21 protein-coding genes are annotated in these 26353 nt (G+C 32.6%); 12 read left to right on the top strand and 9 right to left on the bottom strand.

The genetic code is table 11. The features are described 5' to 3' along the window. Nucleotides 1–543 precede the first annotated feature (543 nt). The 9 genes from TD29_RS05000 (at nt 544) to TD29_RS04960 (ending at nt 8237) form a co-directional block, all read left to right on the top strand. The gene (locus TD29_RS05000; protein ID WP_241485207.1) at nt 544–2280 is read left to right on the top strand and encodes a tetratricopeptide repeat protein; all 1737 of its coding nucleotides are present in this window, start codon (nt 544–546) and stop codon (nt 2278–2280) included. Between the two features lie 234 nt (nt 2281–2514). Beyond that, nucleotides 2515–2841, top strand: a complete 327-nt coding sequence (locus TD29_RS04995; RefSeq protein ID WP_040279412.1) for a DUF4286 family protein — start codon at nt 2515–2517, stop codon at nt 2839–2841. 142 nt (nt 2842–2983) lie between these two features. Continuing rightward, nucleotides 2984–3772 (top strand): 16S rRNA (adenine(1518)-N(6)/adenine(1519)-N(6))-dimethyltransferase RsmA, encoded by a 789-nt coding sequence (gene rsmA / locus TD29_RS04990; RefSeq protein WP_040279339.1) that lies wholly within the window; start codon nt 2984–2986, stop codon nt 3770–3772. Between the two features lie 38 nt (nt 3773–3810). Further along, a complete protein-coding gene (gene mgtE, locus TD29_RS04985; protein ID WP_040279338.1) occupies nt 3811–5181 on the top strand; it encodes a magnesium transporter in 1371 nt (456 codons plus the stop codon). Between the two features lie 125 nt (nt 5182–5306). Then, nucleotides 5307–5672 (top strand): cupin domain-containing protein, encoded by a 366-nt coding sequence (locus tag TD29_RS04980; protein ID WP_040279337.1) that lies wholly within the window; start codon nt 5307–5309, stop codon nt 5670–5672. 93 nt (nt 5673–5765) lie between these two features. Next, on the top strand, nt 5766–6701 hold the full coding sequence (locus tag TD29_RS04975) for a 2-hydroxyacid dehydrogenase (protein WP_040279336.1): 936 nt from the start codon (nt 5766–5768) through the stop codon (nt 6699–6701). Nucleotides 6702–6726: 25 nt separating this feature from the next. Then, nucleotides 6727–7182 carry a DUF1801 domain-containing protein gene (locus TD29_RS04970; protein ID WP_040279335.1) on the top strand — a complete coding sequence of 152 codons (456 nt, stop codon included), beginning with the start codon at nt 6727–6729 and terminating at the stop codon, nt 7180–7182. Between the two features lie 89 nt (nt 7183–7271). Continuing rightward, nucleotides 7272–7658 (top strand): VOC family protein, encoded by a 387-nt coding sequence (locus TD29_RS04965; RefSeq protein ID WP_040279334.1) that lies wholly within the window; start codon nt 7272–7274, stop codon nt 7656–7658. Between the two features lie 99 nt (nt 7659–7757). Continuing rightward, nucleotides 7758–8237, top strand: coding sequence for a YtxH domain-containing protein (locus tag TD29_RS04960; RefSeq protein ID WP_040279333.1), 480 nt, complete (start codon nt 7758–7760; stop codon nt 8235–8237). A 65-nt stretch (nt 8238–8302) separates the two neighbouring features. Here the strand turns inward: TD29_RS04960 and TD29_RS04955 are convergent, their stop codons facing one another. From TD29_RS04955 to TD29_RS04940, 4 genes are all read right to left on the bottom strand, one after another. Next, nucleotides 8303–9301, bottom strand: a complete 999-nt coding sequence (locus TD29_RS04955; RefSeq protein WP_040279331.1) for a carboxypeptidase-like regulatory domain-containing protein — start codon at nt 9299–9301, stop codon at nt 8303–8305. After that, nucleotides 9291–11123: a GNAT family N-acyltransferase gene (locus TD29_RS04950; protein WP_040279329.1), complete on the bottom strand. Its 1833-nt coding sequence runs from the start codon at nt 11121–11123 to the stop codon at nt 9291–9293. Before TD29_RS04950 ends, TD29_RS04955 begins: the two co-directional genes overlap by 11 nt. A 116-nt stretch (nt 11124–11239) precedes the next feature. Then, nucleotides 11240–12490 (bottom strand): aspartate kinase, encoded by a 1251-nt coding sequence (locus tag TD29_RS04945; protein WP_040279328.1) that lies wholly within the window; start codon nt 12488–12490, stop codon nt 11240–11242. A gap of 1 nt (nt 12491) precedes the next feature. Then, the gene (locus tag TD29_RS04940; protein WP_040279326.1) at nt 12492–12971 is read right to left on the bottom strand and encodes a GNAT family N-acetyltransferase; all 480 of its coding nucleotides are present in this window, start codon (nt 12969–12971) and stop codon (nt 12492–12494) included. A 115-nt stretch (nt 12972–13086) separates the two neighbouring features. Between TD29_RS04940 and fbp the strand changes: the two genes are divergently transcribed. After that, a complete protein-coding gene (gene fbp / locus TD29_RS04935; RefSeq protein ID WP_040279324.1) occupies nt 13087–14091 on the top strand; it encodes a class 1 fructose-bisphosphatase in 1005 nt (334 codons plus the stop codon). Between the two features lie 97 nt (nt 14092–14188). Here the strand turns inward: fbp and TD29_RS04930 are convergent, their stop codons facing one another. Continuing rightward, a complete protein-coding gene (locus tag TD29_RS04930) occupies nt 14189–14620 on the bottom strand; it encodes a tellurite resistance TerB family protein (RefSeq protein WP_040279323.1) in 432 nt (143 codons plus the stop codon). A gap of 142 nt (nt 14621–14762) precedes the next feature. On the opposite strand from TD29_RS04930, the gene mfd reads away from it, so the two are divergent. Then, nucleotides 14763–18071: a transcription-repair coupling factor gene (gene mfd, locus TD29_RS04925; protein WP_394331531.1), complete on the top strand. Its 3309-nt coding sequence runs from the start codon at nt 14763–14765 to the stop codon at nt 18069–18071. A 170-nt stretch (nt 18072–18241) separates the two neighbouring features. Next, nucleotides 18242–19552 (top strand): TlpA family protein disulfide reductase, encoded by a 1311-nt coding sequence (locus tag TD29_RS04920; RefSeq protein ID WP_040279319.1) that lies wholly within the window; start codon nt 18242–18244, stop codon nt 19550–19552. A 132-nt stretch (nt 19553–19684) separates the two neighbouring features. Here the strand turns inward: TD29_RS04920 and TD29_RS04915 are convergent, their stop codons facing one another. Genes TD29_RS04915 through TD29_RS04900 form a run of 4 tightly spaced genes read right to left on the bottom strand, consistent with a single transcriptional unit; the run spans nt 19685 to nt 26325 of the window. Beyond that, entirely contained in the window at nt 19685–23200 is a 3516-nt protein-coding gene (locus tag TD29_RS04915) for an efflux RND transporter permease subunit (protein WP_040279318.1), read from the bottom strand. Next, nucleotides 23193–24383, bottom strand: a complete 1191-nt coding sequence (locus tag TD29_RS04910) for an efflux RND transporter periplasmic adaptor subunit (protein WP_040279317.1) — start codon at nt 24381–24383, stop codon at nt 23193–23195. The genes TD29_RS04915 and TD29_RS04910 overlap by 8 nt, the downstream gene beginning before the upstream one ends. Before the next feature lie 12 nt (nt 24384–24395). Beyond that, a complete protein-coding gene (locus TD29_RS04905) occupies nt 24396–25718 on the bottom strand; it encodes a TolC family protein (protein WP_040279315.1) in 1323 nt (440 codons plus the stop codon). A 4-nt stretch (nt 25719–25722) separates the two neighbouring features. Further along, entirely contained in the window at nt 25723–26325 is a 603-nt protein-coding gene (locus TD29_RS04900) for a TetR/AcrR family transcriptional regulator (RefSeq protein WP_040279314.1), read from the bottom strand. Nucleotides 26326–26353 lie beyond the last annotated feature (28 nt).

The raw sequence follows: 26353 nt of genomic DNA, 5'->3' as shown, positions 1-26353 counted from the left end.
GACAAAATTGGGACATAAATTTAGTATTAAAAATAATGACCAATATTGTGGTGTTTGTAGGAAAAATAAATTTAATATCGTTTAAATGCTAAAAAAAGACGTTGTTCAACGAATTTTTGGCGCTTTTTTTTGTTTTTTAAATTTTAATTAAGAAGTTAGTACTCCAAATGCGAACCAACCTATTAAATTATGAAAAATGTAAAACGAATTGTACCACTAGTTGCATTAGTAGTTATGGCAAGTAAAGTTTTTCTTTAAAATTTTATTTTATTTATATAGCTTTAAGAAAAGCCAAACAGAATAACTGAATCATATTGTAAAGAATTGATTAATAGCACATTTATTTTGTCGGTAATGCCTAAACTCATGTTTAGGCATTTTTTTTTGAAAGTGTTTAAAGGTTTTGAATTCATTAAGAACCTAAAAACTATTAATTATAAAAACATTCACATTATCTAGTTAGAGGAAATGTTATATTTACATAAATTAGAATATAATATGCGTCAAATAATTATCTGTTTAATAGTGTTATCATGTGGTCTTATGTTTTCGCAAAGCGAACAATTGGCTGATGACTACTTTAAACGTGGTGAATTTGATAAAGCATTAATCTCCTACCAAAAACTTAACGATACTAAAAAAAGCTCAAAATACGTTTATAAAATTATTGAAACCTTACAACAATTAGAGCGCTATGATGAAGCACAATTGGAGATCTCTAAACGTATGAAAGAAATTAATTATCCGCCTCTACTAGTGGACCTTGGCTATAATTATCAACTAATGGATAGTTTAGATTTAGCACACAAATACTATAAAGAAGCCATAGTAAAAGTTGAAGAAAGACCAAGTTATACGTACGCTATAGCAAAAAAATTTGAAGATCATTCTTTATTAGATGAAGCACTTCAAACCTATAAAAAGGGGATGGAGTTAAATCCAGATTATAATTTTAATATGCCAATGGCACGTATTTATGGTGAGCTAGGTAATATAGAGCTACTTTTTTCAAATTATTTAGATTATATAGAAACGAAACCTGAGTTTCTAAATACTGCCAAACGAGCATTTAGTGATTTTGTTTCAGAAAATAAGGAAATTGAAAACAATCAAACACTAAGAACATTATTACTCAAAAAATCGCAATCTAACCCACAACCGTATTGGAACGATATGTTGAGCTGGTTGTATATTCAGCAAAAAGAATACAATAAAGCGTTTATTCAAGAAAAAGCATTGTATCGTAGATCTAAAGAGAGTTTGAGTCGTATTTTAGACCTGGCTTTAACAACGGTAAAACAAAAAGATTACAACACAGCAAATTCTGTTTTTGAGTTTGTGTTAGATAACTCTCAAGACATCAACACCATATTAAAAGCACATCAATATATGCTAGAAATTGAGATTGACCTTGCAGAAACTGATAAAAAACAACTTAAAACCATTGATGAAAAATTTAATAAATTATTTTTCGAATATGGAAAATATGAGCAAACCATTGCGCTTCAAATTGCCTACGGAAATTTTATAGCCTTCAATAAACAGCAACCAAAAGAAGCTAGCGATTTTTTAAAAAAGAGCCTCAAACTAAATTTATCAAGCTTTCAAGCAGCAACCGTAAAGTTGAAATTAGGAGATATTCTCGTGTTTCAAGAACGCTTTAATGAAGCTTTGATCTATTATACGCAAATTCAAGCCAATTTAAAAAACAGTACCATTTCTCAAGAAGCACGTTTTAAAGTAGCAAAAACAAGTTATTATAAAGGCGATTTTGAGTGGGCAGAATCACAACTAAAAATCTTAAAATCTTCAACATCGCAATTAATTGCTAATGATGCTTTAGAGTTAAAACTGCTTATTAGCGATAATAAAGATGAAGACTCCTTACAAACGGCTTTAAAATTATATTCGAAAGCAGATTTGATGTCGTTTCAAAATAAAAACAACGAAGCCATTACGCTTTTAGATAAAATTCTAACTGAGCATAAAGGCGAAACCATAGAAGATCAAGCCTTATACATGCAAGCCAAACTCTACGAAAAAACTAAACAAATAGAGAAAGCAGTCGCTAATTACGAATATATCATCGCAAACTATAGAGACGAAATTCTTGCAGATGATGCACATTTTTACTTAGCAGAACTCTACCAAAACCAATTAGCACAACCCGATAAAGCTAAAGCACTCTACGAGAACATTATTTTTAATCACGAAGATAGTATCTACTTTATTGAAGCCAGAAAACGCTTTAGGATGTTGCGTGGTGATGCGATAAATTAGTATTCAGTTGGTAATGTTTATTCTTATATATAAAAATTAGTATAAATCATTTTTGGATTTACATTACCAATAAACAAACTATCCATTCAACTTTTGGAAAAATAAGGCTTATCTTATCAAAAAATAATAAAACCCTTTGATGACGACGAATAACTTCTGTTATTTGCAAAAGCGTTATAAGAAATTGACATTACGCGCTTGATGCGAAATTTACTACAAACGATAAAGAAAAGCATGATAATCTACAACATCACAATAAACATAGACGATTCAGTCCATACCGAATGGTTAGAATGGATGAAAACCGACCATATTCCTAAGGTGTTAGGAACAGGTAAATTTGAAAAAGCAACACTAACTCAAGTCATGGTAGAAGAAGATATGGGTGGGCAAACATACTCAGTGCAATATCGTTCGTATTCTCGAGAAGCCTTAGATGCGTATTATAAAGAAGATGCCGATAAATTACGTCAAGAAGGTCTTGTGAAATTCGCCGATAAAATGCTCGCTTTTAGAACAGAGCTTCAAATAGTAGATGAATTTAATGTAAAGTTTACTTAAGTAATACATATGTTGCGTAAAGAGTTTTTAGTTTTGAGAGCTTTAAAATAGATATTAGATTGCAAAGGTGTAATCACAATAGAGTAACTATAACGACGCTTTGAGAACATAAAAAGTAGAAGAAAAAATTAAAATAAAAAACGTGTCAAACAACCATCAAGTCAAAGCAAAAAAACACTTAGGTCAGCATTTCTTAAACGATGAGCAAATTGCAAAAGATATTGCCGATACTTTATCATTAGAAGGCTATAAGCAAGTTTTAGAAATTGGTCCAGGAACAGGTGTGTTGACAAAATACTTGCTTCAAAAGGATGTTAAAACACATGTGATTGAAATTGATACAGAATCTGTAGAATATCTCAAAGCCAACTATCTCAATTTGGCCGATCGTGTTCATGAAAAAGATTTTTTAAAACATGATTTAACTCAAATTTTTGGTCATGAGCCTTTTGCTATTATTGGTAATTTTCCTTATAATATTTCTACCCAAATTGTATTTAAAACCTTAGAAATGCGTGAGCAAATCCCAGAATTTTCAGGGATGTTTCAAAAAGAAGTGGCAGCGCGCATTTGCTCAAAAGAAGGCTCAAAAGTGTATGGTATACTATCTGTATTAACACAGGCTTTTTATGAAGCTGAATATCTATTTACAGTGCCTCCAACCGTATTTACTCCACCACCTAGAGTAGACTCAGGAGTGTTACGACTTAAACGAAAAGAAAATTTTACATTACCAGTTGATGAAAAATTATTTTTTAGAGTGGTAAAAACGGCATTTCAACAGCGTAGAAAAACGTTGCGAAACAGCTTAAAAAGCTTTAATCTTTCAGATAATTTAAAAGCAAATGTTATCTTTGGCAAACGTCCAGAGCAACTAAGCGTAGATTCGTTTTTAGAGCTTACAAAACTTATTGAAACAGACGCTAATTAAGCAGTTTACATTTCCGAAGAAAATAGCAGTACGATTTTATGATCGAAGAAAGAGAAAATAGTCAATTTGAACTCACAGATGAACTCATTGAGCAGGTAGAGCTTTGCATCGAAACTAAAGATGATAAAGAGCTTAAGCGTGTGCTTCATGAATTTCATTTTGCCGATGTTGCAGAGATTCTTGACGAATTAGATCTAGATGATTCGGTGTATGTTATTAAACTTCTCGATTCTGAAACAACGTCAGAAATCCTTATGGAACTCGATGAGGATACACGAGAAAAAATACTAAAAAACCTTACCGCAAAAGAAATTGCCGAAGAAGTAGAAGAGCTAGATACCGATGATGCTGCAGATATGATTGCCGAGCTGTCTGAAGAGCGTCAAGCTCAAGTAATTTCTCAAATTGAAGATGATGAGCATAGAGAAGAAATTACAGAATTACTTACCTATGAAGACGATACTGCAGGTAGTTTAATGGCAAAAGAGCTCGTAAAAGTTTATGAAACCTGGACCGTTGCAGGATGTTTGCGTCGCATAAGAGCTCAAGCAAAAGAGGTCACTAGAGTGCATTCTATTTATGTCGTAAATAAAGAAGAAAAACTCATTGGTCGCTTATCACTTAAAGATTTAATTGTTGCCAAAAGCGATCATAAAATTGCAGATATTTTAAAAGAAACTGTCGACTCTGTCAATGTTAATGATGATGTAGAAGATGTTGCTAAAGTAATGTCCAAATACGATTTGGAAGCCATTCCTGTTATTGATGATAGCCATACCCTTTTAGGCAGAATTACCATTGATGATATCGTTGATGTTTTAAAAGAAGAAGCAGAAAAAGATTACCAAATGGCAGCTGGTATTACAGGAGATGTTGAGGCAGATGATAGTATATTAGAACTCACCAAAGCACGATTGCCATGGCTGGTTTTAGGGCTTTTTGGAGGTTTAGGTAGTGTGTTTATCATGAAAGGTTTTGAAAACATCATGGAAACCGTACCATCACTCTTTTTCTACACACCATTAATTGCCGCAATGGCAGGAAATGTAGGTGTACAATCTAGTGCTATTATTGTTCAAGGTATAGCAAATGATAATGTTAGAGGCAGTATGGGAAGTCGATTGTTAAAAGAAGTAGGACTTAGTCTTATTAATGGTTTTGTTTTGGCAATTCTCGTCATTTTATTTGGTTTTATTATAGGTCAAGATCCAACCGAAAGCTTAGCAATTGCCCTCTCAATGATGTCTGTAATTGTAGTAGCAGCACTCGTTGGCACCTTTGTGCCTATCATTTTAGATAAGCGTGGCATCGATCCAGCCATTGCAACTGGTCCATTTATTACAACCAGTAATGATATACTTGGTATTTACTTGTTTTTTGTGCTTTCGGGATTAATTATTGGGTTCTAAAATTTTATTTTGGGCGTTCCCTTGTAGGTCGTGCTCTCGCAAGTCGCTCTCTGCGAGGAGCTCCAACAATTGCTCCATCACTAACGCAAAAATTCGTAATTTTAATGTCATAAATTCTATTGTTTATGAAGTCCATTAATATCAAAGACAAACACCAACTCTTCTCAAAACATTGGCATCCGCATCGTATTGCTACTGTTGATAATATGCAAGTTATTCTCGCCAAAATAAAAGGCGAGTTTGTATGGCATAGTCATGAGGATGAAGATGAGTTATTTCAAGTTGTAAAAGGGACCTTATACATGCAATTTAGAGATAGAACAGAGGTTGTAAATGAAGGAGAACTTATTGTTGTTCCCAAAGGTGTAGAGCATAATCCCTCAACTAAAAATGGTGAAGAAGTGCATTTGCTTTTATTTGAAAAACTCAGTACAGCACACACAGGAACCGTAAAAGACGAAATGACGCAAACTGAATATCCCGAAATATAGAAGTTTACGCGTCACGTCATGCTAAACCCGTTTCAGCATCACAGTATTAATACTAAACATTAAAACATATTCCAGCCTTTGCAGGAAATTATCATGAAAATACTCCACTTAGACCAAAATCATCCTCTACTCATTGAGCAACTCAATGCTTTAGGATATACCAACGATGAAGACTACACGTCACCAAAAGAGGCTATAGAAAACAAAATTCATCAATACGACGGATTTATCATACGAAGCCGATTTAAAATTGATGCACCATTTTTAGATGCTGCAAAACACTTAAAATTTATTGGTCGTGTTGGTGCAGGGTTAGAAAACATAGATTGTGAGTACGCAGCGCATAAAGGCATTAAACTTATTGCTGCTCCAGAGGGTAATCGCAATGCTGTAGGAGAACATAGTTTGGCAATGGTATTGTCTCTTTTTAATAAACTCAATACAGCAGATCGCGACGTGCGTCTAGGCAAATGGCAACGAGAAGAAAACCGCGGACTAGAACTTGACGGAAAAATCGTTGGTCTCATTGGTTATGGCAATATGGGAAAAGCCTTTGCTAAAAAACTTAGAGGATTTGATGTTGAGGTGCTCTGTTATGATCTTAAAGAAAATGTAGGTGATGAAAATGCAAAACAAGTCTCATTAAAAGAACTTCAAAATAAAGCCGATGTGTTAAGTTTACATACACCAGAAACGCCTTTAACTATTAATATGATTAATTCTGAATTTATCGATGGTTTTAAAAAATCGTTCTGGCTTATAAATACAGCTAGAGGAAAAAGTGTGGTGACCAACGATTTAGTTTCAGCTTTAGAAACCGGTAAAATATTAGGCGCAGGATTAGATGTTTTAGAATACGAAAAATCATCGTTTGAAAACTTATTTACCACAGAGATGCCAAATGCTTTTAAGTATCTCATTGCTGCAGAAAATGTGATTTTAACACCTCATGTTGCAGGTTGGACTATTGAGAGCAAAGAGAAATTAGCGCAAACCATTGTAGATAAAATAAAAGTAGAATTTTGTTAACTTTAAATAATCAATACATCTAATTATGACCTCTAAAGCAACAACTCCAGAAGAGTATATTAACCAATTACCAGACGATAGAAAAGCACCAATTACCAAATTAAACAATCTTATTATAAAGCATATGCCAAAAGGCCTAGAGGCTGGAATGGGATATGGTATGTTGGCCTATTATGTGCCAAAATCTATCTATCCAAATGGGTATCACTGTAAACCTTTTCCGCCATTGCCATTTATCAATTTGGCATCGCAAAAAAACTTTATTGCTTTATACCATTCTGGTTTGTACGCTAAAAAAGAGTTGTATGATTGGTTTGTAGCTGAGTATCCTAAGCATTGTAAGTATAAACTAGATATGGGTAAAAGTTGTGTGCGTTTTAAAAAAATGGAGGATATACCTTACGACCTAATTGAGCAGTTGTTAAGTAAAATGTCTGTTGAAGAATGGATTGAAATTTACGAAACTGCTATAAAAAAATAAAAGAATTGGTGATGTAGTTACATTTCCGAAGTCATAAAAAAGAGTTTAATTAAGTCTCCTGCATTTGTAGGACTGAAAATAGATATGCGATGAAAAAAAGAGTCACAGGAATAGGTGGTCTATTCTTTAAAACCAAAGATCCAAAAGCCTCAAAAGATTGGTATAATAAACATCTAGGATTTAATACCGATGATTATGGTAGTACATTTTGGTGGAAAGATAATGATGGTAAAGAATGCTCTACACAATGGAGCCCTTTTAAGGAGGATACCAATTACTTTGAGCCTTCTAAAAAAGAGTTTATGTTTAACTATCGTGTTGAAAATTTGAAAGAATTATTAGCAACTTTAAAGGAGGAAGGCGTCACAATTGTTGGAGATATGCAAGAGTATGATTATGGTAAATTTGGTTGGATTTTAGATAATGAAGGCAATAAAATAGAACTTTGGGAACCTATAGATCAAGCTTTCAAATAGTACTGTAACAATTTGTTAACTTTAACTACTTATAAATAAAAGCTTACAGTTAACGCAATTTTATTAAATTTATACCCTAACCGTTAAAATACAATTAATATGTCTGACGATAATAAAAATTTGAGTGACGACCTTGATGATATGATAGGTGATGCAAAAGATGGCGCAAAAAGAGCAGGAGAAAAAATTAGTAGTTCTGCTAAAGAATTTAGTGATGATGCAAAAGAGTTTGCTAATGATGCTAAAACTTCAGCCAAAGAATTTGCAGATGATGCAAAAGATGTTTTAAGTGATGGTAAAAACGTTGCTATTATTGCACATATTACACTTATAGGATGGATTATTGCTATTGTTATGAATAGTTCTAATAAAACAGAATATGGTTCATTTTATGTGCGTCAAGTTTTAGGTATTATGCTTCTAGGATTTGTTTGTGGTTTAATACCTGTTGTTAATCTTATTGCATGGATTTTACCTGTTGCAATGTGGATTATGAGTTTGATAGGATCATTAAGCGGAGAAAAGAAACCTGTATTTTTACTAGGAAACCAGTTTCAAGATTGGTTTAAAGGGATTTAATGAAATTGTATTTAAAGATACGTTATAAAGCTAAGAAGCCAGAATGTTATTTGTTCTGGCTTTTTTTATTCAATAGTGTCAAGTCCATAATTTAAGGGTAAAGAATCACCAACACGTTGACTACCCATGTTACCACCAAAAAGAACATCTTGTATTGGTGAGTAATTTCCAAATTTATCGATTTTGAAATATTGAACTTCGGTTTGTATTATAGATTCAATGGTGCCTTTATAAAAGATATCTAATTTTTCTTTTAACGCTACTGTTTTTATACCGTTAGAATTGGCTTTAGACATGATAAAATAGTCGTAGGGATTTACTACAAATCCTTCAACTCCAAAAATATAACCTTTGTCTTCTAATTGCTTATTATATAATGCTCTTATAAAATGTTGAACAGAACCATCATAAGCGCTTTGTCTGTTTTTAGAAGTACGTTTCTTTTTTTTAGGGTCTAAGTCTTTAAAAAACGAGGTTCCAGTATATACAACAGATGATGCTCCCCAAATTCCTAATGTCATTTCAAAATCAATAATTTCAAAGCTTACCTCATACTTTAAGTTTTTGTTTTTAACTATAATAGGTGTATTGCTCCAGGCGGTTATTGTTTTGTCACGCTTATTATAGCGTAATTTAATATCATCTTCATTAAGAATTTTACAGGATTTCCCATTTTCAGATTTGCCTAGAAATTCTCTTTTAAACTTCTTCAGCTTTAATTCTCTTGACATACCGTCATCTGCGTCAATTACTACGATGTCTAGTTCGTTTGCTGACTCTTTTAATAAAATTTTGATGTCATCTTTACTGCGATAGTCTGCAATGAATATTTTTTCATATCCTAAAAATGAAATGACCAAAGTAGATTGAACAGCATCTGTATATTCAATACTAAAATATCCTTTATCATCGGTTGACGTACCTATAGTTGTATTGTCAAAATAGACACTAACAGATTCCAATGGTTTATTGGTAGCTGTGTCTAAAACAGTTCCAGAAAATATTTGAGAATGTGAAATTGAAATATATAAAATAAGAAAAACTGATAGTAATTTAGTCTTCATTATGACCTGAGAATTTACGCTCTAACTCAGCTTGAAACTCTTCCATTACTGGTTTAACAGTGCTTTCTGGTAAATCTGCAATTTTAATGTACATCAATCCATCTACCGAGTTATTAAACAATGGATCTACATTAAAAGCAACAAGTCTAGCATTTTGCTTTATATATTTTTTTAGAAGTACAGGTAAACGTAAAGCTCCAGGTTCTATCTCGTCTATAATTTTATCAAACTTGTTTAAATCGGCTTCGGTTTCGTCAAAAACAAAATCTTTGTCGGCATCTTTTAGTTTTACTTTAAATTCTTTTTTAGGATGCACATATTGCGCCACATAAGGGTCGTAATAATGAGATTTCATAAACTCTATCATTAGAGATTTTGAAAAGTTTGAAAATTGATCACTAATACTTACACCACCAATTAAGTATTTATGTTCTGGATGACGAAGTGTGGTGTGTACGATACCTTTCCAAAGTAAAAATAAAGGCATTGGTTTTTGTTGGTATTCTTTAATGATAAAGGCGCGACCCATTTCAATAGATTCGCTCATCATTTTATAGAGTTCTGGTTCAAACCTAAACAAGTCTTGTAAGTAAAAACCATCAATACCATAACGTTCAAAAATTTTAGAGCCTAATCCCATTCTATAAGCACCAGCAATTTTTTTAGTTTCTGTATCCCATAAAAACATGTGGTGATAATACGTGTCAAAACTATCTAAATCTATAGCTTCGTTGGTGCCTTCTCCAATTTCTCTAAATGTAATTTCTCGTAAACGACCAATTTCATGAAGTATGTTAGGGATGAGTTTAGCTTCGGTTAAATATACCTCGTAATTTTTACTTTCTAGCAGTCTAAAATTTCCTTTTTTTAGAGCCTCTACTTCAGCAGCCATTTTTTCTGCACTTACAGATCCAACAATACGCTTTGGTGGTTTTGCAGGTGGTTTTAATGTGTTAGAGATATTATCTAAAATTTTAGATTTTTCTTCGAAAGAATTTGATAAAATATAGGTTTTACGTCTTATAAAATCTGAAAAATCGGATAACGATTTGTGTTCTTTTTGATCATTTACAGAAATCGCACGACCAATTCTCACTTTAATTACTCTGTTTTTTTGAGTTAGTAATTCTGATGGTAATTTTGCAGTTCTAAACGTATCACTTATTTTGGAGAGTTTATAAAATAATTTACTGTTTTTAGCATGAAAATAAATAGGTACAACAGGAACTTCTGCTTTTTGAATCAATTTCATTGCTGCCTCTTCCCATGGTTTATCAACAACTAATTTGCCATCTCTATAGGTTGATACTTCACCTGCAGGAAACACGCCTAATGGATGTCCATTTCTTATATGTAAAATTGCATTTTTAAATCCGGCAATACTAGATTTCACATCTTTTCTGTCTTCAAAAGGGTTGACAGGCATGATGTATGGTTTTAGAGGTTCAATTCTATGTAGTAAGAAATTGGCTATAATTTTAAAATCTTCACGCTGCTCAATCATTAATTTGAGCAATAAAATACCATCAATGCCACCAAGTGGATGATTAGAAACTGTGATATAAGCACCATCTTTTGGGAGTCGTTTTAAATCTTCTTCAGGGATTTCAAATTTTATTTGAAAATCCTCTAGAATACCATCTAAAAATTCACCATCGCTGAGGTGTTTGTTTCGTTTATAGATTTTATTGAGTGTAGATATTTTTAGAACTTTCATTAATACCCAACCAAAAAATGTTCCTACAAAGCCATATTTGCCAGCGTTAATTGCTGTTGCAACTTCTTTTGCAGTAACTAATCCTGTGTCTTGTTTTTTGGTCATATTTGATTGGTAGTAATGGTAAAAATAGTAAATCTTTTGATGAACTCATCTTCACGTTTTTTTTCTACTGAAAATTTCCCATTTTATGCCCTGAATTTGATAAAATGAAGTTCAGGTTATTGTGTTACAATTTGAATTGTTTCATGAGTTAACTGCTTTAAAAGTAGTTCTTTATCTTTTTCTATCGAAGCAATTGCCTGTTCGTTATAATGTCTTACAGTATAAAGACTCACATTGTCATTAATTGTGACTTTAAATTTTGCTTTTAAATGCTGCAGTAAACGTTCTAAATTGTCATACGTATTTTCAAAACATACCGAAAAGCTAATGGCAGAATTTTGAATGACATCAACCTTCATTTTGTACAGGTGTAATAATTTAAAAATTTCACTGATATTGTCTTCAACGATATAGCTAAAATCTAAAGATGATAAAGAGATTAAAACCTGATTCTTTTTAACAATAAAACAAGGTATGTTAGGTTCTATTCCAATTCCTTTACCAACTCGTGTTCCTGCATTTTTTGGATTTAAAAATGATTTTACAAATAATGGAATTTCCTTTTGCTGTAACGGTTGCAACGTTTTAGGATGAATCACTGAAGCTCCATAAAATGCTAATTCTATAGCTTCTCTGTACGATATGTTATTTAGTAATTGTGCGTTTTCAAAGTAACGAGGATCTGCGTTTAAAACACCTGGTACATCTTTCCAAATGGTGACGCTTTCGGCATTGAGGCAATACGCAAAAATCGCTGCTGTATAATCACTTCCTTCGCGACCTAATGTAGTTGTAAAGTTATTGGCATCACTGCCTAAAAACCCTTGGGTTATATTTAAAATAGTAGTATCAAAGTTGTTTTTTATATTGGCTTGTGTTTGATCCCAATCAACGTTAGATCGTCGGTAATAATCATCTGTTTTAATAAATTCGCGTACATCTAACCAATTGTTTTTAAGCCCGATTTCATTAAGATAAGTACTTATAATCGTGGTAGAGGTGAGCTCTCCAAACCCAATAACTTGGTCGTAAACAAAATTATAATCTGGTGATTTATTCCGAAGAAAAAATCCTTCTAAATCTGCAAATATAGAAGCTACGTGTTTAAATATTTGATGCTGTGGGTTGTCAAAAAGATCTAATAATATCTCATTATGATATGTTTTTACGTCTTGTATTGAATTTTGTAATTCACTTTTATTCTCAAAATAGTTTTTAATAACCAACTCTAAAGCATTGGTCATTTTACCCATTGCAGAGACAACGACTAGCGTATTTTGATAACCAACTTGCTTTAAAACTGATGCTAAATTTTTTACACCTTCGGCATTTTTTACAGATGCACCTCCAAATTTAAATACTTGCATGCTAAATATTTGATATATAGTTTTTTATTGCGTCTTCATTAAGATGTACAATATCCCAATCTCGCTTTACATTTGCGCCCTTTTTTTCGTAGAATGTAATGGCAGGTTCATTCCAGTCAATAACTTCCCAGCATATACGTTTAACGCCTAAACTATGACCATATTTTACAACTGTATCTAAAAGGGCAGTACCTAATCCTGTTCCTCTCATATTTTGACTAACAATTAGGTCTTCTAAGTGCAATACAGAGCCTTTCCAGGTAGAAAATCGATTATATACTAAAGCGATGCCTTCTATGGTACCTTCACAATCGGCCACAAAGCACACAAACTGCTTTGGAGTTTCAAAAGCACCTTTTTGCAAATCTTCTACTGTGATTTCTACAGCATCAGGCTCTTTTTCAAATACCGCCAATTCATGTATGAGTTCTAATACTCTTGACATATCTGTATTAGTCGCTTCTCTAATGGAAAAAGTCATAATTTTTCTTTAGTTCAAATATAGTTCAAACTAAGTTATTTTATGACACAATAAATACTCGAAATCGTTGTAGTTGAACAAAAAAATGAGATATTTGTAAAAACAACCATGCCATATGTCTCGAAAAAATCAAACGCTAGGAGAATTTATCATAGAAAATCAATCGTCTTTTAAATATACTTCTGGTGAATTATCCAGACTTATAAACTCTATACGTTTAGCTGCAAAAGTGGTAAATCATGAAGTGAATAAAGCAGGTCTTGTAGATATAATTGGTGCTGCAGGTGATACTAATATTCAAGGTGAAGATCAGCAAAAACTAGATGTTTATGCTAATGACAAGTTTATCCAAACAATGACTAAACGTAACATTGTTTGTGGTATTGCAAGTGAAGAGGAAGATGATTTTATTGCTATTAATAGTCAGGATGAAAATAATCAAAACAAATATATTGTATTAATAGATCCGTTAGATGGGTCTTCAAATATAGATGTTAATGTATCTGTAGGAACCATTTTTTCAATTTACAGACGTGTGACACCTGTTGGAACTCCTGTAACAATTGAAGATTTTCTTCAAAAAGGAAATCAGCAAGTCGCAGCAGGATACGTGGTTTATGGTACATCTACCATGATTGTATACACTACTGGTGATGGTGTTAACGGGTTTACATTAAATCCTGCCATAGGTACGTTTTACTTATCGCATCCAGATATGAAATTTCCTGAAGATGGTAAAATTTACTCGGTTAATGAAGGTAATTATATTCATTTCCCTCAAGGCATAAAAAACTATATCAAATACTGCCAGCAAGAGGAAGGAGATCGTCCATATACAAGTCGTTATATTGGTTCTTTAGTTTCAGATGTGCATAGAAATATGATTAAAGGAGGTATTTATTTGTATCCTAAAAGTTCAAAAAATTCTGTTGGTAAATTGCGTTTGCTTTATGAATGTAATCCTATGGCATTTATAGCAGAGCAAGCTTCTGGTAAAGCAAGTGATGGTTTTACTAGAATTATGGATATTGAACCAACAGAGCTTCATCAACGTGTGCCTTTTATCTGCGGAAGCAAAAACATGGTAGAAAAAGCCGAGGAGTTTATGCGTAATGCATAATAGCTAAATCAAAATTAAGTTCATAAAAAAGCCACTAATTAAAGTGGCTTTTTTGTTATAAATTCATTCTGATATTGTTCAGAATATAAAAAGAGTATTATCTATTCATGGTTTTAATCTCTTCCATAAACGTGTCTAAGTCTACACCATTATTTACTAATGTCAAAGCCTTATCAACCAAGTATTTTACGTTTTCCGAAGAAAAACCTAAACCTACAGCGATTTTACGCAATACGATTTCTTCATGATCTCCTTTAATGTGATCTACATAAACCATACGTGATAAGTCATATAAACGCTCTAAACGATTATCGTATGATGTTGGTGGGTTAATAGGGTGCGTTTTATAATCTTTTAAGATGGTAGCATAATCATTTTCGCCTATATCTAATCGTCTTGCCAAACGGTCTAAAAATGCTTTTTCTTCTTCGGTAATTATTCCATCGTCCATAGCAACTCTAACAATTGCTGCAAAATGGTCTTCGTTTCGTTTTTTAAATCCGCTATCAAATAAATCTGCAAATGACATATATCTTGTTTTTTAGTGGCACAAAGATAGTCGTATTAAAACATTTTAACAATAGTGTATAGCACAAAAATTTTATATTTGTATAAAATAAAATGTCTTGAGTAAATCTAGTCTCTCGCAAACTTATGCACAGACTTTGCAAATGCAAAATCTGCAAACTGCTATTGCCAATTTTGAACCTTCTGCAACCCTTAAATCTAAGAATAAAGTACACTTAAAAGGTCTTGTAGGTTCAGCATTATCACTCGTTTTAAGTGAAAGTTTTAAATCTACCAAGCTCCCTTTTTTACTCATTTTTAATGATAAAGAAGAAGCTGCTTTTTATCTTAATGATTTAGAAGCATTACTAGGCGATAAGGATGTGTTGTTCTATCCAGGAAGTTATCGTAGACCTTATCAAATTGAGCAAACCGATAATGCAAATGTGCTGCTAAGAGCTGAGGTTTTAAATCGAATTAATTCTCGTAAAAAACCGGCTGTAATAGTCACTTATCCTGATGCACTCTTTGAAAAAGTGGTCACACGTAGGGAGTTAGAAAAGAACACCTTAAAAATTGCGGTTAATGATGAACTATCGCTAGATTTTGTAAATGAAGTATTATTTGAATACAAGTTTAAACGTGTAGATTTTGTAACTGAGCCTGGAGAGTTTTCAGTGCGAGGCGGTATTGTTGATGTATTTTCTTTTTCTCATGATGAGCCTTATCGTATTGAATTTTTTGGTGATGATGTCGATAGTATTAGAACGTTTGATGTAGAAACACAACTCTCTACTGAGCAAATTAAAAAAATAGGGATCATACCAAATGTTGCGAATAAATTTTTAGATGAAAGCCGACAGAGTTTTCTAAAATATATTGCGCAAAAAACAGTAGTATTTTCAAAAAATACAGATTTACTGTTTTCTAGAATTGATGATTTCTTCGGAAAAGCAGAAGAAGCATTCAAAAATTTATCTTCAGAGATTAAACATTCAGCGCCAGAAGAACTTTTTTGTAATCAAGAAGAATTGAAACGTCAATTATTGGACTTTAGTTTGGTCGAATTTGGGTCAACTAGTTTGTTTTCCGAAGAGAAAATAGAATTTAATATAACGCCTCAACCGTCATTTAATAAGCAATTTAATTTACTAATTGAAGACCTAAATCTACATCATGATAGAGGTTATACCAATTACATTGCTTGTGTTAGTGAACAGCAAGCCAAACGCTTTCATGATATTTTTGATGATGTAGAGCAAGATGTACATTATAAAACAATTGTACTCTCATTATATCAAGGATTCATAGATCATGACCAAAAAATAACCTGTTATACAGATCATCAAATTTTTGAACGTTATCATAAGTTTCAACTTAAAAATGGTTACGCTAAAAAGCAAGCCATTACGTTAAAAGAACTAACAAACCTTGATATTGGCGATTATGTAACTCATATTGACCATGGTATTGGAAAGTTTGGTGGTTTACAAAAAATAGATGTTGAAGGTAAAAAACAAGAGGCAATTAAATTAGTGTATGGTGAGCGTGATGTGTTGTATTTAAGTATACATTCGCTTCATAAAATTACGAAGTTTAACGGTAAGGATGGGAAACCACCAAAAATCTACAAATTAGGAAGTAAAGCTTGGAAAACACTTAAGCAAAAAACAAAATCTAGAGTAAAAGAGATTGCGTTTAATTTAATTGAAGTGTATGCTAAGCGTAAATTAGAAAAAGGCTATCAATATAGGCCTGATAGTTATTTGCAACACGAATTAGAGGCATCCTTTATTTATGAAGACACTCCAGATCAAATCACATCTACTGCAGATATCAAAGCAGATATGGAAAGTGAACGACCAATGGATCGTCTTGTTTGTGGTGATGTAGGTTTTGGTAAAACTGAAGTCGCTATTCGTGCCGCTTTTAAAGCTGTTGATAATGGTAAACAAGTTGCCGTTTTAGTGCCAACAACAATTTTAGCATATCAACATCATAAAACATTTAGTGAGCGTCTTAAAGATTTTCCGGTTACTGTAGATTATGTAAATCGTTTTAGAACCGCAAAAGAAAAAAGAGAAACCCTCGAAAAATTAGAAAAAGGTCACGTTGATATCATCATTGGGACACACCAATTGGTTAATAAAAAAGTGAAATTTAAAGACCTTGGATTACTTATTGTTGATGAGGAACAAAAATTTGGTGTTGCGGTAAAAGAAAAACTTAAAACTATAAAAGATAATGTAGATGTATTGACATTAACTGCAACACCAATACCTAGAACGTTGCAATTTAGTTTAATGGCAGCACGAGATTTATCGGTTATAAACACTGCGCCACCAAATAGATACCCAATTGAAAGTCATGTTATTCGTTTTGGCGAAGAAACTATTAGAGATGCCGTAACTTATGAGATTCAACGTGGCGGACAAGTGTTCTTTATTCATAACCGTATTGAGAATATTAAAGAAGTTGCTGGCATGATACAACGTTTGGTGCCAGATGCTAAAATTGGGATTGGACATGGACAATTAGATGGTAAAAAGTTAGAAGCATTAATGCTTTCATTTATGAATGGTGAGTTTGATGTTTTGGTAAGTACAACAATTATAGAAAGTGGATTGGATGTGCCAAATGCCAATACCATTTTTATTAATAATGCCAATAATTTTGGATTGAGTGATTTGCATCAAATGCGTGGACGTGTAGGTAGAAGTAATAAAAAGGCGTTTTGTTATTTTATTACTCCTGAGTATTCTGCAATGACTACAGATGCTCGTAAACGAATCACGGCTTTAGAGGAGTTTACTGCCTTAGGTAGCGGATTTAACATTGCTATGAAAGATCTTGAAATTAGAGGTGCTGGAGATTTATTAGGAGGAGAGCAAAGTGGCTTTATAAACGATATAGGATTTGATACCTACCAAAAAATATTAAGTGAAGCTATTGATGAACTTAAAGAGAATGAGTTCAAAGATTTATATCAAGATGATGGCAAAGAAAAAGAGTATGTTAAAGAAATCACTATTGATACTGACTTTGAACTGCTTTTTCCTGATGACTATGTGAATAATATTACAGAGCGTTTAAATTTATATACCAAATTAAACACTTTGAAAGACGAAAAAGAACTTCAAAAATTTGAATCTGAAATCATAGATCGTTTTGGTGAATTACCTATTCAAGTGATAGATTTATTTAATAGTGTTCGTATTAAATGGGTAGCTAAAAAAATAGGATTAGAGAAAATTATAATGAAAAAAGGGCGTTTTGTAGGCTATTTTATCAATGATCAACAAAGTGCATTTTATCAAAGTGCTAATTTTACCAAATTGTTACAATTTGTTCAAACGCATCCAAGAGCGTGTAAAATGAAAGAGAAACAAACTAGAAATGGTTTACGTTTACTTTTAACTTTTGAACAAATTAAATCTGTGCAACAAGCATTAAGTAAGTTACAAAACATGTAGACCGTTTTGTTTTTAAGTAAAACGAGCAGTTCATAGCATGTTAATTTGGTCTCATAGATGAAATCATGATATTTGGCTTGATATTTGGAAATGAATTAAAGTAAGGTTTTAGTGACCTTTTAAAACACAATATAAAACCCATTCCACACAGGAATTTAATTAAAATTTTGATGAAAAAATTAGTATTATTACTTGCCTTAATTCCCTCTTTTATTTTTGCTCAGCATCGTATTGATGGTGTTTTTACACCAGCTAAAGATTACACCTACGCGTTTTTGTATCATGTGACTTCAACAAGTTCAGATTATATAAATAGAGCACAATTAAGTGAAGATGGTAGTTTTAGTATTCCTTTTGATTCTACATCAACACCAGGAATTTATAAAATAGTCTATGCATTGCCTCCTGAAGACAATAATTTCGATTTTATTTATAACGGAAAAGAGTCTGTTGCTTTTACTTTTAATTTAGATAAAGGTTTAGAATTTACAGCGAGTAATGAGAATAAGCTTTGGGCTTCTTATATTAAAAGTATGGACATGATTAATAGAACCATTAGTAATTTTTATACTCAAGAAAGTACAGATAAAAAAGCGTTTTCAGACATTATAAAAACCTTGAGCGATACGCAAGCTGCTTATGAAGATACAACTAAAGGGAGCATGGCTTCGGTATTTGTGAAAGCCAACTCTCCTTATATACCAAAAGGCTTTGAGGATTTATCAACTTATTCAAAAAATTTAAAACGCACCTATTTAGAGCACGTAGATTTTGAAAATCAATTGTTACAAAGTTCAGATTTTTTGGTGGAGCGTGTAATGGCTTATATCTTCGGAATGTCTTCAAATACTAGCAATGACGTTTATAAAAAGGACGTTGATAGCTTAATGTCAAAAATTGGTGACGGCAATACAGAAATAAAAATCATTTTATTTGAAATGATTTGGAGACGTTTTAAAGGCATGGAAAACTCAGAATTAGCAAATTATGTTACAGATAAATATCTCTTAGAGTTAGCAGAACTTACTAATTATGAAGCGCTTAAAGAGAAGTTGGTGGTTTATAAAAACAATGCAATTGGTAATAAAGCCTCGAACTTTGATTTATCATATAATGATGATGGTATGACGATTTCATCTACTTTATATGATTTTGAAAAATCTAAGCAATATTTAATCATATTTTGGAGCAGTACGTGTGGTCATTGCCTTGAAGAGTTACCTAAAGTGAAAGCTATACTGGCAGATAAAAAAGATGTAACGGTTATCGCTATAGGTTTAGAAGATGATGCAGAGAGCTGGCAAAAAATGATTGGAGAATATCAAAACTTTATCCATGTTCTAGGATTAGGGAAATGGGACAACCCAATTTCTAATGCCTATGGAGTAGAGTCAACGCCTTCTTTTTTCTTATTAGATCAAAATAAAACTATAATCGCAAAGCCTTATGATGCAGAAGCTTTAAAAGCTATTTTAAAGTAAATTAAATAGGGTTATGACCTAGTTACATTTCCGAAGAGAAATTAAAGCCATATAAATTAGAAAGCCTTGACAATTGTCAAGGCTTTCCTGCTATTAATCACACCTTCTGTAACAAAAGGTCTTTATCGTATTCTAAGATTCTAATGTAGGTGTTGGCTCACTAATTTCACTATCTTCTTTACCAAATTTAGTGCGCATCCACATTTTAAGGCGCATTGATAAAAAGAATAAAATAGGAACCACAATTAAGGTTAAAAAAGTTGCGATAAGCAAACCATAAATAACTGTCCAAGCCAATGGTCCCCAAAACACTACGTTGTCTCCACCCTTATAAATATTAGGATCGAAATCGGCAAATAGTGTGAAGAAATTAATATTTAGACCAATGGCCAAAGGAATTAACCCTAAAATGGTGGTAATTGCTGTTAATAGTACGGGTCTTAAACGTGCTTTACCAGCGGTTACAATGCTTTCAAAAAGATCTTCATCATTTAAAAAGGCGTCTTTACCGAGATCTAATTCGTTTTTCTTTCTATCAATCAATAACTGAGCGTAATCTAGTAAAACCACACCATTATTAACCACAATACCAGCAAGGGAAATAATACCAACCATAGTCATCATAATAACAAAGGCGCTACCAGAAATTACGATACCTCCAAAAACACCAATAAAACTCAAGAATATCGCTATCATTATTATTGTAGGTTTTGATATGGAATTAAACTGAAATATTAAAATGAAGAAAATTAATCCAAGACCAGTGAAAAACGCACCCATTAAAAATAGCATTTGCTTGTTTTGCTCTTCAATTTGACCTGTATAATCAATTTTGATAGTTTCAGGAAGTCCTTTATAACTCTTCATTTCACTTTGTATTTGAGTAACAATGGCACCAGCATCAGTATAACCAGGAGCCATTGCAGAATACACAGTTACCACACGTTTGGTGTCCTTGTGCTTAATGGCGCTAAATCCAGAGTTATTTTTTTGCTTTGCAACCGTTGATAAAGGGATTTCTTTAACCTGACCAGTATTATCTCTAAACGTAATGTTTTGATTAAATAAAGCACTAGTATTATATCTATTTTCTTCGTTGAAACGAATATAAATATCAAAATCATCACCATCTTCTTTATAAATACCGGCTTTAGCTCCAAATATTGAATTACGTAATTGTTGACCTACTTGTGAAGCACTTATGCCTAATTCTCCGGCTTTTTCGCGATCTACTTGAACTTGCATTGTTGGTTTGTCCTTGTTGACATCAATTTTAAGTTCATCAATTCCTGGTATGTTTTTAGAGTTTATAAACTCACGCATTTGCTCTGCAGTGGCAATAAGCTCGTTATAATCATCACCTTCAATTTCAATATTAATTGGCGCACCAGCAGGTGGACCATTAACATCTTTTTCTACTGAAATTAATACACCTGGATAAATACCAACTAATGCTTCTTGCACCTTTTGGCGCAATTGTTCACTATCTTCACCACGTCTATATTTAAATTCTCTCATAGAAGCAGTAATTTTTGCTTTATGAGGCATTTCGGCAGCAGATCCTCCATCAGTTTGCGGATTTCCAGCACCTTCTCCTACTTGAGATACAGCGCTTTCTACCATGAAATTTCTACCATTGTCCATGTATTTGTCTTGATTGATAACATCAAAAACACGTTTCTCAATTTGAGAGGTAATAGCATTTGTTTTTTCAATGGCTGTACCTTGCGGATATTCGATATAGACAATGATTTGATTTGGTTTATTATCTGGGAAAAATTCAACTTTAGTACGTTGAGTTCCAAGTGAAATTCCGAAGGCAATAAAAGCAGCAATCAGTAAGAGAAACGTACCAATACTTAAAATGTAAGGACGTTTTTTAGAAAGTGCTCCTCTTAATTGACGTTCATACCAGTTTTCTAACTTCACAAGTGTGTGTCTTTGGAAGTTATTGGCCCATTTTCTAATAAAAAATCGATAAGCCCAAAGCATGATGGCTGTAAAAATCATAACGGTTCCTAAACCTCTATAAGTGCCACCAAATAATAGAATTAAAACACCTATAAGGGCAACAATAATCGTTGTTCTAATGATTTGACTCAACGGCATATCTTTATCTTCAATAGTCATAAATCGAGACACTAAAACAGAGTTAAAGAAAATTGCAACGATTAAAGACGATCCTAATACAATGGCTAATGTTATAGGTAGTATTTTCATAAACTCACCCATAATGCCTGGCCATAATGCTAAAGGTACAAATGCTGCAACCGTTGTTGCAGTAGATATAATAATAGGAAATGCAATTTCTCCAATTCCTTTTTTGGCAGCTTCAAATCTGCTCATGCCTTCGTCTTCCATTAAACGATAAACATTTTCTACAACAACAATACCGTTATCTACAAGCATTCCTAGACCCATTATGAGTCCAAAAAGCACCATTGTATTTAAGCTATAGCCTATAAAACTCAAAATCATGAGTGACATAAACATAGACATAGGAATTGCAAAACCAACAAAAAGAGCGTTTTTAAAACCTAAAAAGAACATTAATACAGTTACAACTAATATTACACCAAAAATGATATTATTTACTAAATCATCAACTTGGCCAATCGTCACAGGAGATTGATCATTGGTAATTGTTACTTCTAAATCCTGCGGAAATTCTTCAGCTTTAGCATTTTCAACAATCACCTGAATTTGCTCTGCTGCAGCCACCATGTTTTTTCCTGCTCGTTTTTTAACATCGAGCATGACTACGGGTTTTCCAGATTTTCTAGCAAACGTGGTTTTGTCTTTTTCTGAAAATGATACTGTAGCTACATCTTTAAGATAGATTGGATTTCCGTTTTCGGCTTTAACAACAAAATTTTCTAACTCAGAAGGTTTTTCTATTTCACCTAAAATTCTAATGGTACGACGTTGACCACTGGCTTTAAGATTTCCAGCAGACATGGTCATGTTGCCACCATTTATAGAATTGATAATATCTGAAAAAGTGACTTTAGCAGCCATCATTTTATAAATATCTACGGCAACTTCAACTTCTTTTTCTTGAGCTCCACGAATATCTGCTTTTTTAATTTCTTGTAAATCTTCAATTTCATCTTGAAGAAACTCAGCATATTCTTTTAATTTTTCAATAGGATAATCACCAGAGATATTGATGTTAAGGATTGGCATTTCTTCAGAAAGGCTCAGTTCAAACACATCGGGTTCTACTTTTGCGCCATTAAATGTTGGCCAATCTTCACCAGAAGTTTCACTGTCAATTTCATCTTTTACCTTTTGTTTGGCTTGATCAACACTAATATGTTCATCAAACTCTACAATGAGCATAGAGTAATCTTCTTGAGAAGTAGAGGTGATTTCTACAACATTACTCACTGTTTTTAGCTTGTCTTCTAAGGCATCTGTAACTAGTTTTTCTATATCTTCAGCTGTATTACCAGGAAATACAGTACTCACATAGATTTTGGTTTCATTAACCTCAGGAAAATTCTCTCTAGGCATACTAAAAAATGCAGAAATACCTAGATAGAAAAATACGGCAATTAGCACATACATCGTGGTTTTATTATTAATTGCCCACGATGACAAACCAAATTCTTTATCTATACTTTTATTGTTTTTGTTTTTAGTCATTGCCTTCGGTTTCTTTATATTCAATCACCTCTACAGACTGTCCGTCTCTCACACTTCTAGCACCTTCTTTAATAATTTCTGTACCATTTTTAATACCACTAAGTACTTCAATATTATCACCTTGGGTTTTACCAGTTTCAATAATTACACGTGTTGTGACACCAATACCATTTGCGTTTTTATCGGTAACCACATATACATATTGCTCACCGTCTGCATTTTCTGAAATCACACTTTGAGGGATTAAAAGTGCACTTTCATTTGTGTAATCATTTATTTTTAATCGTGCAGTAAGATTAGGTTTTATGCTTTTATCTGTATTAGGAATTTCAATTTCTGCTTTAAAGGTTCTGTTGGCAGGATTGATAACGTCTCCAGCTTGACGTATTTTGGTTTCAATAGTTTTTCCTAAAACGGGTAGCTCTACCGTTACTTTTTTACCTTCTACAACATTGGCAACATAGCGTTCAGGTACTTCTGTTTCAATATACATATCGTCTAAATTTACAATACGCATTAATTGTGTTTGTCCAGCACCTACAACACTTCCTTGTTCTGTGATAACGTCATCAATAGTTCCTGAGAATGGAGCTCTAACCACAGTTTTATTAATTTGTTTGTTGATTTGATTCACAGCCTCTTGTTGAGATTCATAGCTAGATTTTGCTTGTAGGTATTGAATTTCGCTACCTATCTTTTGGTCCCAAAGTCGTTTTTGACGTTCAAAAGTTGTTTTTGCTAAATCAGCTTGAATTTTTAATTGAGCTATTTGTTGGCTTAAACCACCATCATCAATTTTAGCAAGTAATTGTCCTTTGCTTACTTTTTGACCTTCTTTCACATAGACATGTGTTAAAATACCATTATACTCTGGTGTTATTGTTAACAGGTTTTTTGTAGTTACATTTCCTTGTAATTCTAAAACATGATCAAAAACCTCTGTCTTTGCCTTAAATGTTGTAATCAAAGGCACATGTTTAGTTGTGTCTAAGGCTTTTATTTTCTCATCCAATAACTTTATTTTATCGTCAAGAGCTTCTTGCTCAACAACGAGCTCTCCTCTTTTTTGTCTAATAGTTTCTAAATTACCTTTTTCTATAACACTTTCTACAGAGTTTTTTTTATCTCCAGAACATGAGACTAAAATTAAGGTTGCAATTAGAATGGCATATATGTGTTTCATTGATTATGGTGTTTAATTGTTGATTGGTGAGTTTAATACGGTTTCTAATTCTGCTTTTGAATTGATTACATCAAGCATGGCTTGAAGCAATTCTTGTTGCGCAGCATATAATTGAGTTTGCGCTTGTCTAAGTTCAAAACTTGAAGCGATACCTTCAAAAAATTTAGTTTGATTTTTGTTTTCAATACGCTCAGCAAGCGCTAGGTTTTTCTTTTTATTGTCGTAGTCTTCAATAGCAAATCTAAAATCGCTTTTTGCAGAGGCTATTTGTAGTTTAAGTGTTTGTTCGGTTTCGGTTAAATCATCTTCGGCTTTTTCTAATTCTATTTTTGCTCGCTGTGCTCTGGCACTTTTTAATCCAGAACCAAAAATGGGAATGTTCATATTTACACCAAAAGCAGCTGTTCCTGCCCAAGCTTGATTACTGTTAAGAAACCTAAATTTTTCATTGTTACCTATATAGGATGCCGTTGCAAATCCGCTAATAGTTGGTAGAATTTTACTCTGTTCTAGTTTTACTAAGAGCTCTTTTGAAACTTTATTATTATTAGCAATTTTATAGTCAATGGTATTTTCTACATTAGTATTACTATCTAATAACTCCAACTGCATATTCATGATTGTTAAAGTTTCAAGAGAATCTGATAATACAGTTTCATTTTCTATATCTAAACCTAAAGTGATGTTAAGCATTTGGTATGCAATATCTTTTAGTCGTTTTGTGTTATTGAGATTACTTTTTACACCAGTAAGTGTTATTTGAAGTTGCTCAACGCTTTCCTCTTCATCTAAACCGTTTTCATATATTTTGGTAATATCATTAAGGTTTTTTTCAAGCACATCAATATTACGTTTTAGAATTTGCACACTTTCTTCTGCTAAAAGCACATTTCCGTAGGCATTAATAACACTCTTTCTAACCTCTAAATCGGTTTTTACTTTTGCGTTTTCTGAAATTTCTAAAAACACTTTAGCAGATTGTAATCCTACTAAATAAGACCCATCAAAAATGAGTTGATTTAAGGTTACAGAAGGTGTTACATTCTGTTTTGCTCCAAAATCAATAAGGCCATCTCCATTAAAATCAATACCAGGAAATTGTTGTTTTACATTATTAACGTAGCTTATTTGACCATCAATTTGTGGTAAACCCGATGCTGTGGTTTCCCATTTTTGTTTTATTGCAGCATCAATATCTCGACCTGCATTTTTTACTTGTCTATTATTCTCTAAAGCATAATCTATAGCTTCTTGTAAACTAAAGTTTGTTGGTTCGTCTTGAGTGAAGCCAAGATGGAAGCAAAAGAGTAATAGAATTAATAAAATTTGTTTCATTTTTTTAAGATTGGTTTTTTATGAAATTGTTGAGTATGGTCATTCCTTTTTCAGAAACAATGGCACGTAAATGATATTCTAAATAACTTTCCATTAAGTAGTCCATTTGATATTGTTTTGGTGGAAAAAACATATTGTCTTTAATACCAGACATACCAGTAAAATACATGCGAGAGATAAAATCTACGTCAATAGTATTTCTAAATACACCTGTGTTTACACCATGTTCTAAACTTTCTTGTACAGATTGATGCATCTTTTCAAACTGCTTAAATTTTAAGTCACTGTGTATTTGAGGATAATATTTTTGTAATTGATGTTGAGGTGATGATTTTTCATTCTTTAAATGCTGCATTACAAACATTTTAATAGAATATAACTCTTCAATTGGGTTGGCAGCCGTATTACAAATATTGTCAATACCATAACAAATAGTATCAAAAAAGTTAAACGTAACCGCTTCTACTAATTTCGTTTTATTCGGAAAATGAACGTATATAGTTTTTTTGGAGATACCCATTTCATTTGCGATATCATCCATAGTAACGCTTTTAAACCCAAGGTTTAAAAATAATTCTCCCGATTTATGTATAATCTTTTCTCTCATAATTTGGCGCAAAAATACAATAGGAAAC

Origin of the sequence: Psychroserpens damuponensis (genome assembly GCF_000826655.1) — a bacterium.
GTDB classification, from domain to species: Bacteria; Bacteroidota; Bacteroidia; order Flavobacteriales; family Flavobacteriaceae; genus Psychroserpens; species Psychroserpens damuponensis.
This window is presented reverse-complemented; position numbering and strand designations above follow the sequence as displayed.

Bases quoted from the DNA above. Each gene is read 5' to 3' on its own strand.
- TD29_RS04900 (WP_040279314.1), bottom strand. From the start codon at position 26,325: ATGAGAGAAAAGATTATACATAAATCGGGAGAATTATTTTTAAACCTT.
- TD29_RS04950 (WP_040279329.1), bottom strand. From the start codon at position 11,123: ATGACCAAAAAACAAGACACAGGATTAGTTACTGCAAAAGAAGTTGCA.
- TD29_RS04915 (WP_040279318.1), bottom strand. From the start codon at position 23,200: ATGACTAAAAACAAAAACAATAAAAGTATAGATAAAGAATTTGGTTTG.
- mgtE (WP_040279338.1), top strand. From the start codon at position 3,811: ATGATCGAAGAAAGAGAAAATAGTCAATTTGAACTCACAGATGAACTC.
- TD29_RS04930 (WP_040279323.1), bottom strand. From the start codon at position 14,620: ATGTCATTTGCAGATTTATTTGATAGCGGATTTAAAAAACGAAACGAA.
- TD29_RS04995 (WP_040279412.1), top strand. From the start codon at position 2,515: ATGATAATCTACAACATCACAATAAACATAGACGATTCAGTCCATACC.
- TD29_RS04965 (WP_040279334.1), top strand. From the start codon at position 7,272: ATGAAAAAAAGAGTCACAGGAATAGGTGGTCTATTCTTTAAAACCAAA.
- TD29_RS04980 (WP_040279337.1), top strand. From the start codon at position 5,307: ATGAAGTCCATTAATATCAAAGACAAACACCAACTCTTCTCAAAACAT.
- mfd (WP_394331531.1), top strand. From the start codon at position 14,763: ATGCAAAATCTGCAAACTGCTATTGCCAATTTTGAACCTTCTGCAACC.
- TD29_RS05000 (WP_241485207.1), top strand. From the start codon at position 544: ATGTTTTCGCAAAGCGAACAATTGGCTGATGACTACTTTAAACGTGGT.
- TD29_RS04905 (WP_040279315.1), bottom strand. From the start codon at position 25,718: ATGAAACAAATTTTATTAATTCTATTACTCTTTTGCTTCCATCTTGGC.
- TD29_RS04970 (WP_040279335.1), top strand. From the start codon at position 6,727: ATGACCTCTAAAGCAACAACTCCAGAAGAGTATATTAACCAATTACCA.
- TD29_RS04920 (WP_040279319.1), top strand. From the start codon at position 18,242: ATGAAAAAATTAGTATTATTACTTGCCTTAATTCCCTCTTTTATTTTT.
- TD29_RS04960 (WP_040279333.1), top strand. From the start codon at position 7,758: ATGTCTGACGATAATAAAAATTTGAGTGACGACCTTGATGATATGATA.
- fbp (WP_040279324.1), top strand. From the start codon at position 13,087: ATGTCTCGAAAAAATCAAACGCTAGGAGAATTTATCATAGAAAATCAA.
- TD29_RS04975 (WP_040279336.1), top strand. From the start codon at position 5,766: ATGAAAATACTCCACTTAGACCAAAATCATCCTCTACTCATTGAGCAA.
- TD29_RS04945 (WP_040279328.1), bottom strand. From the start codon at position 12,490: ATGCAAGTATTTAAATTTGGAGGTGCATCTGTAAAAAATGCCGAAGGT.
- TD29_RS04910 (WP_040279317.1), bottom strand. From the start codon at position 24,383: ATGAAACACATATATGCCATTCTAATTGCAACCTTAATTTTAGTCTCA.
- TD29_RS04955 (WP_040279331.1), bottom strand. From the start codon at position 9,301: ATGAAGACTAAATTACTATCAGTTTTTCTTATTTTATATATTTCAATT.
- TD29_RS04940 (WP_040279326.1), bottom strand. From the start codon at position 12,971: ATGACTTTTTCCATTAGAGAAGCGACTAATACAGATATGTCAAGAGTA.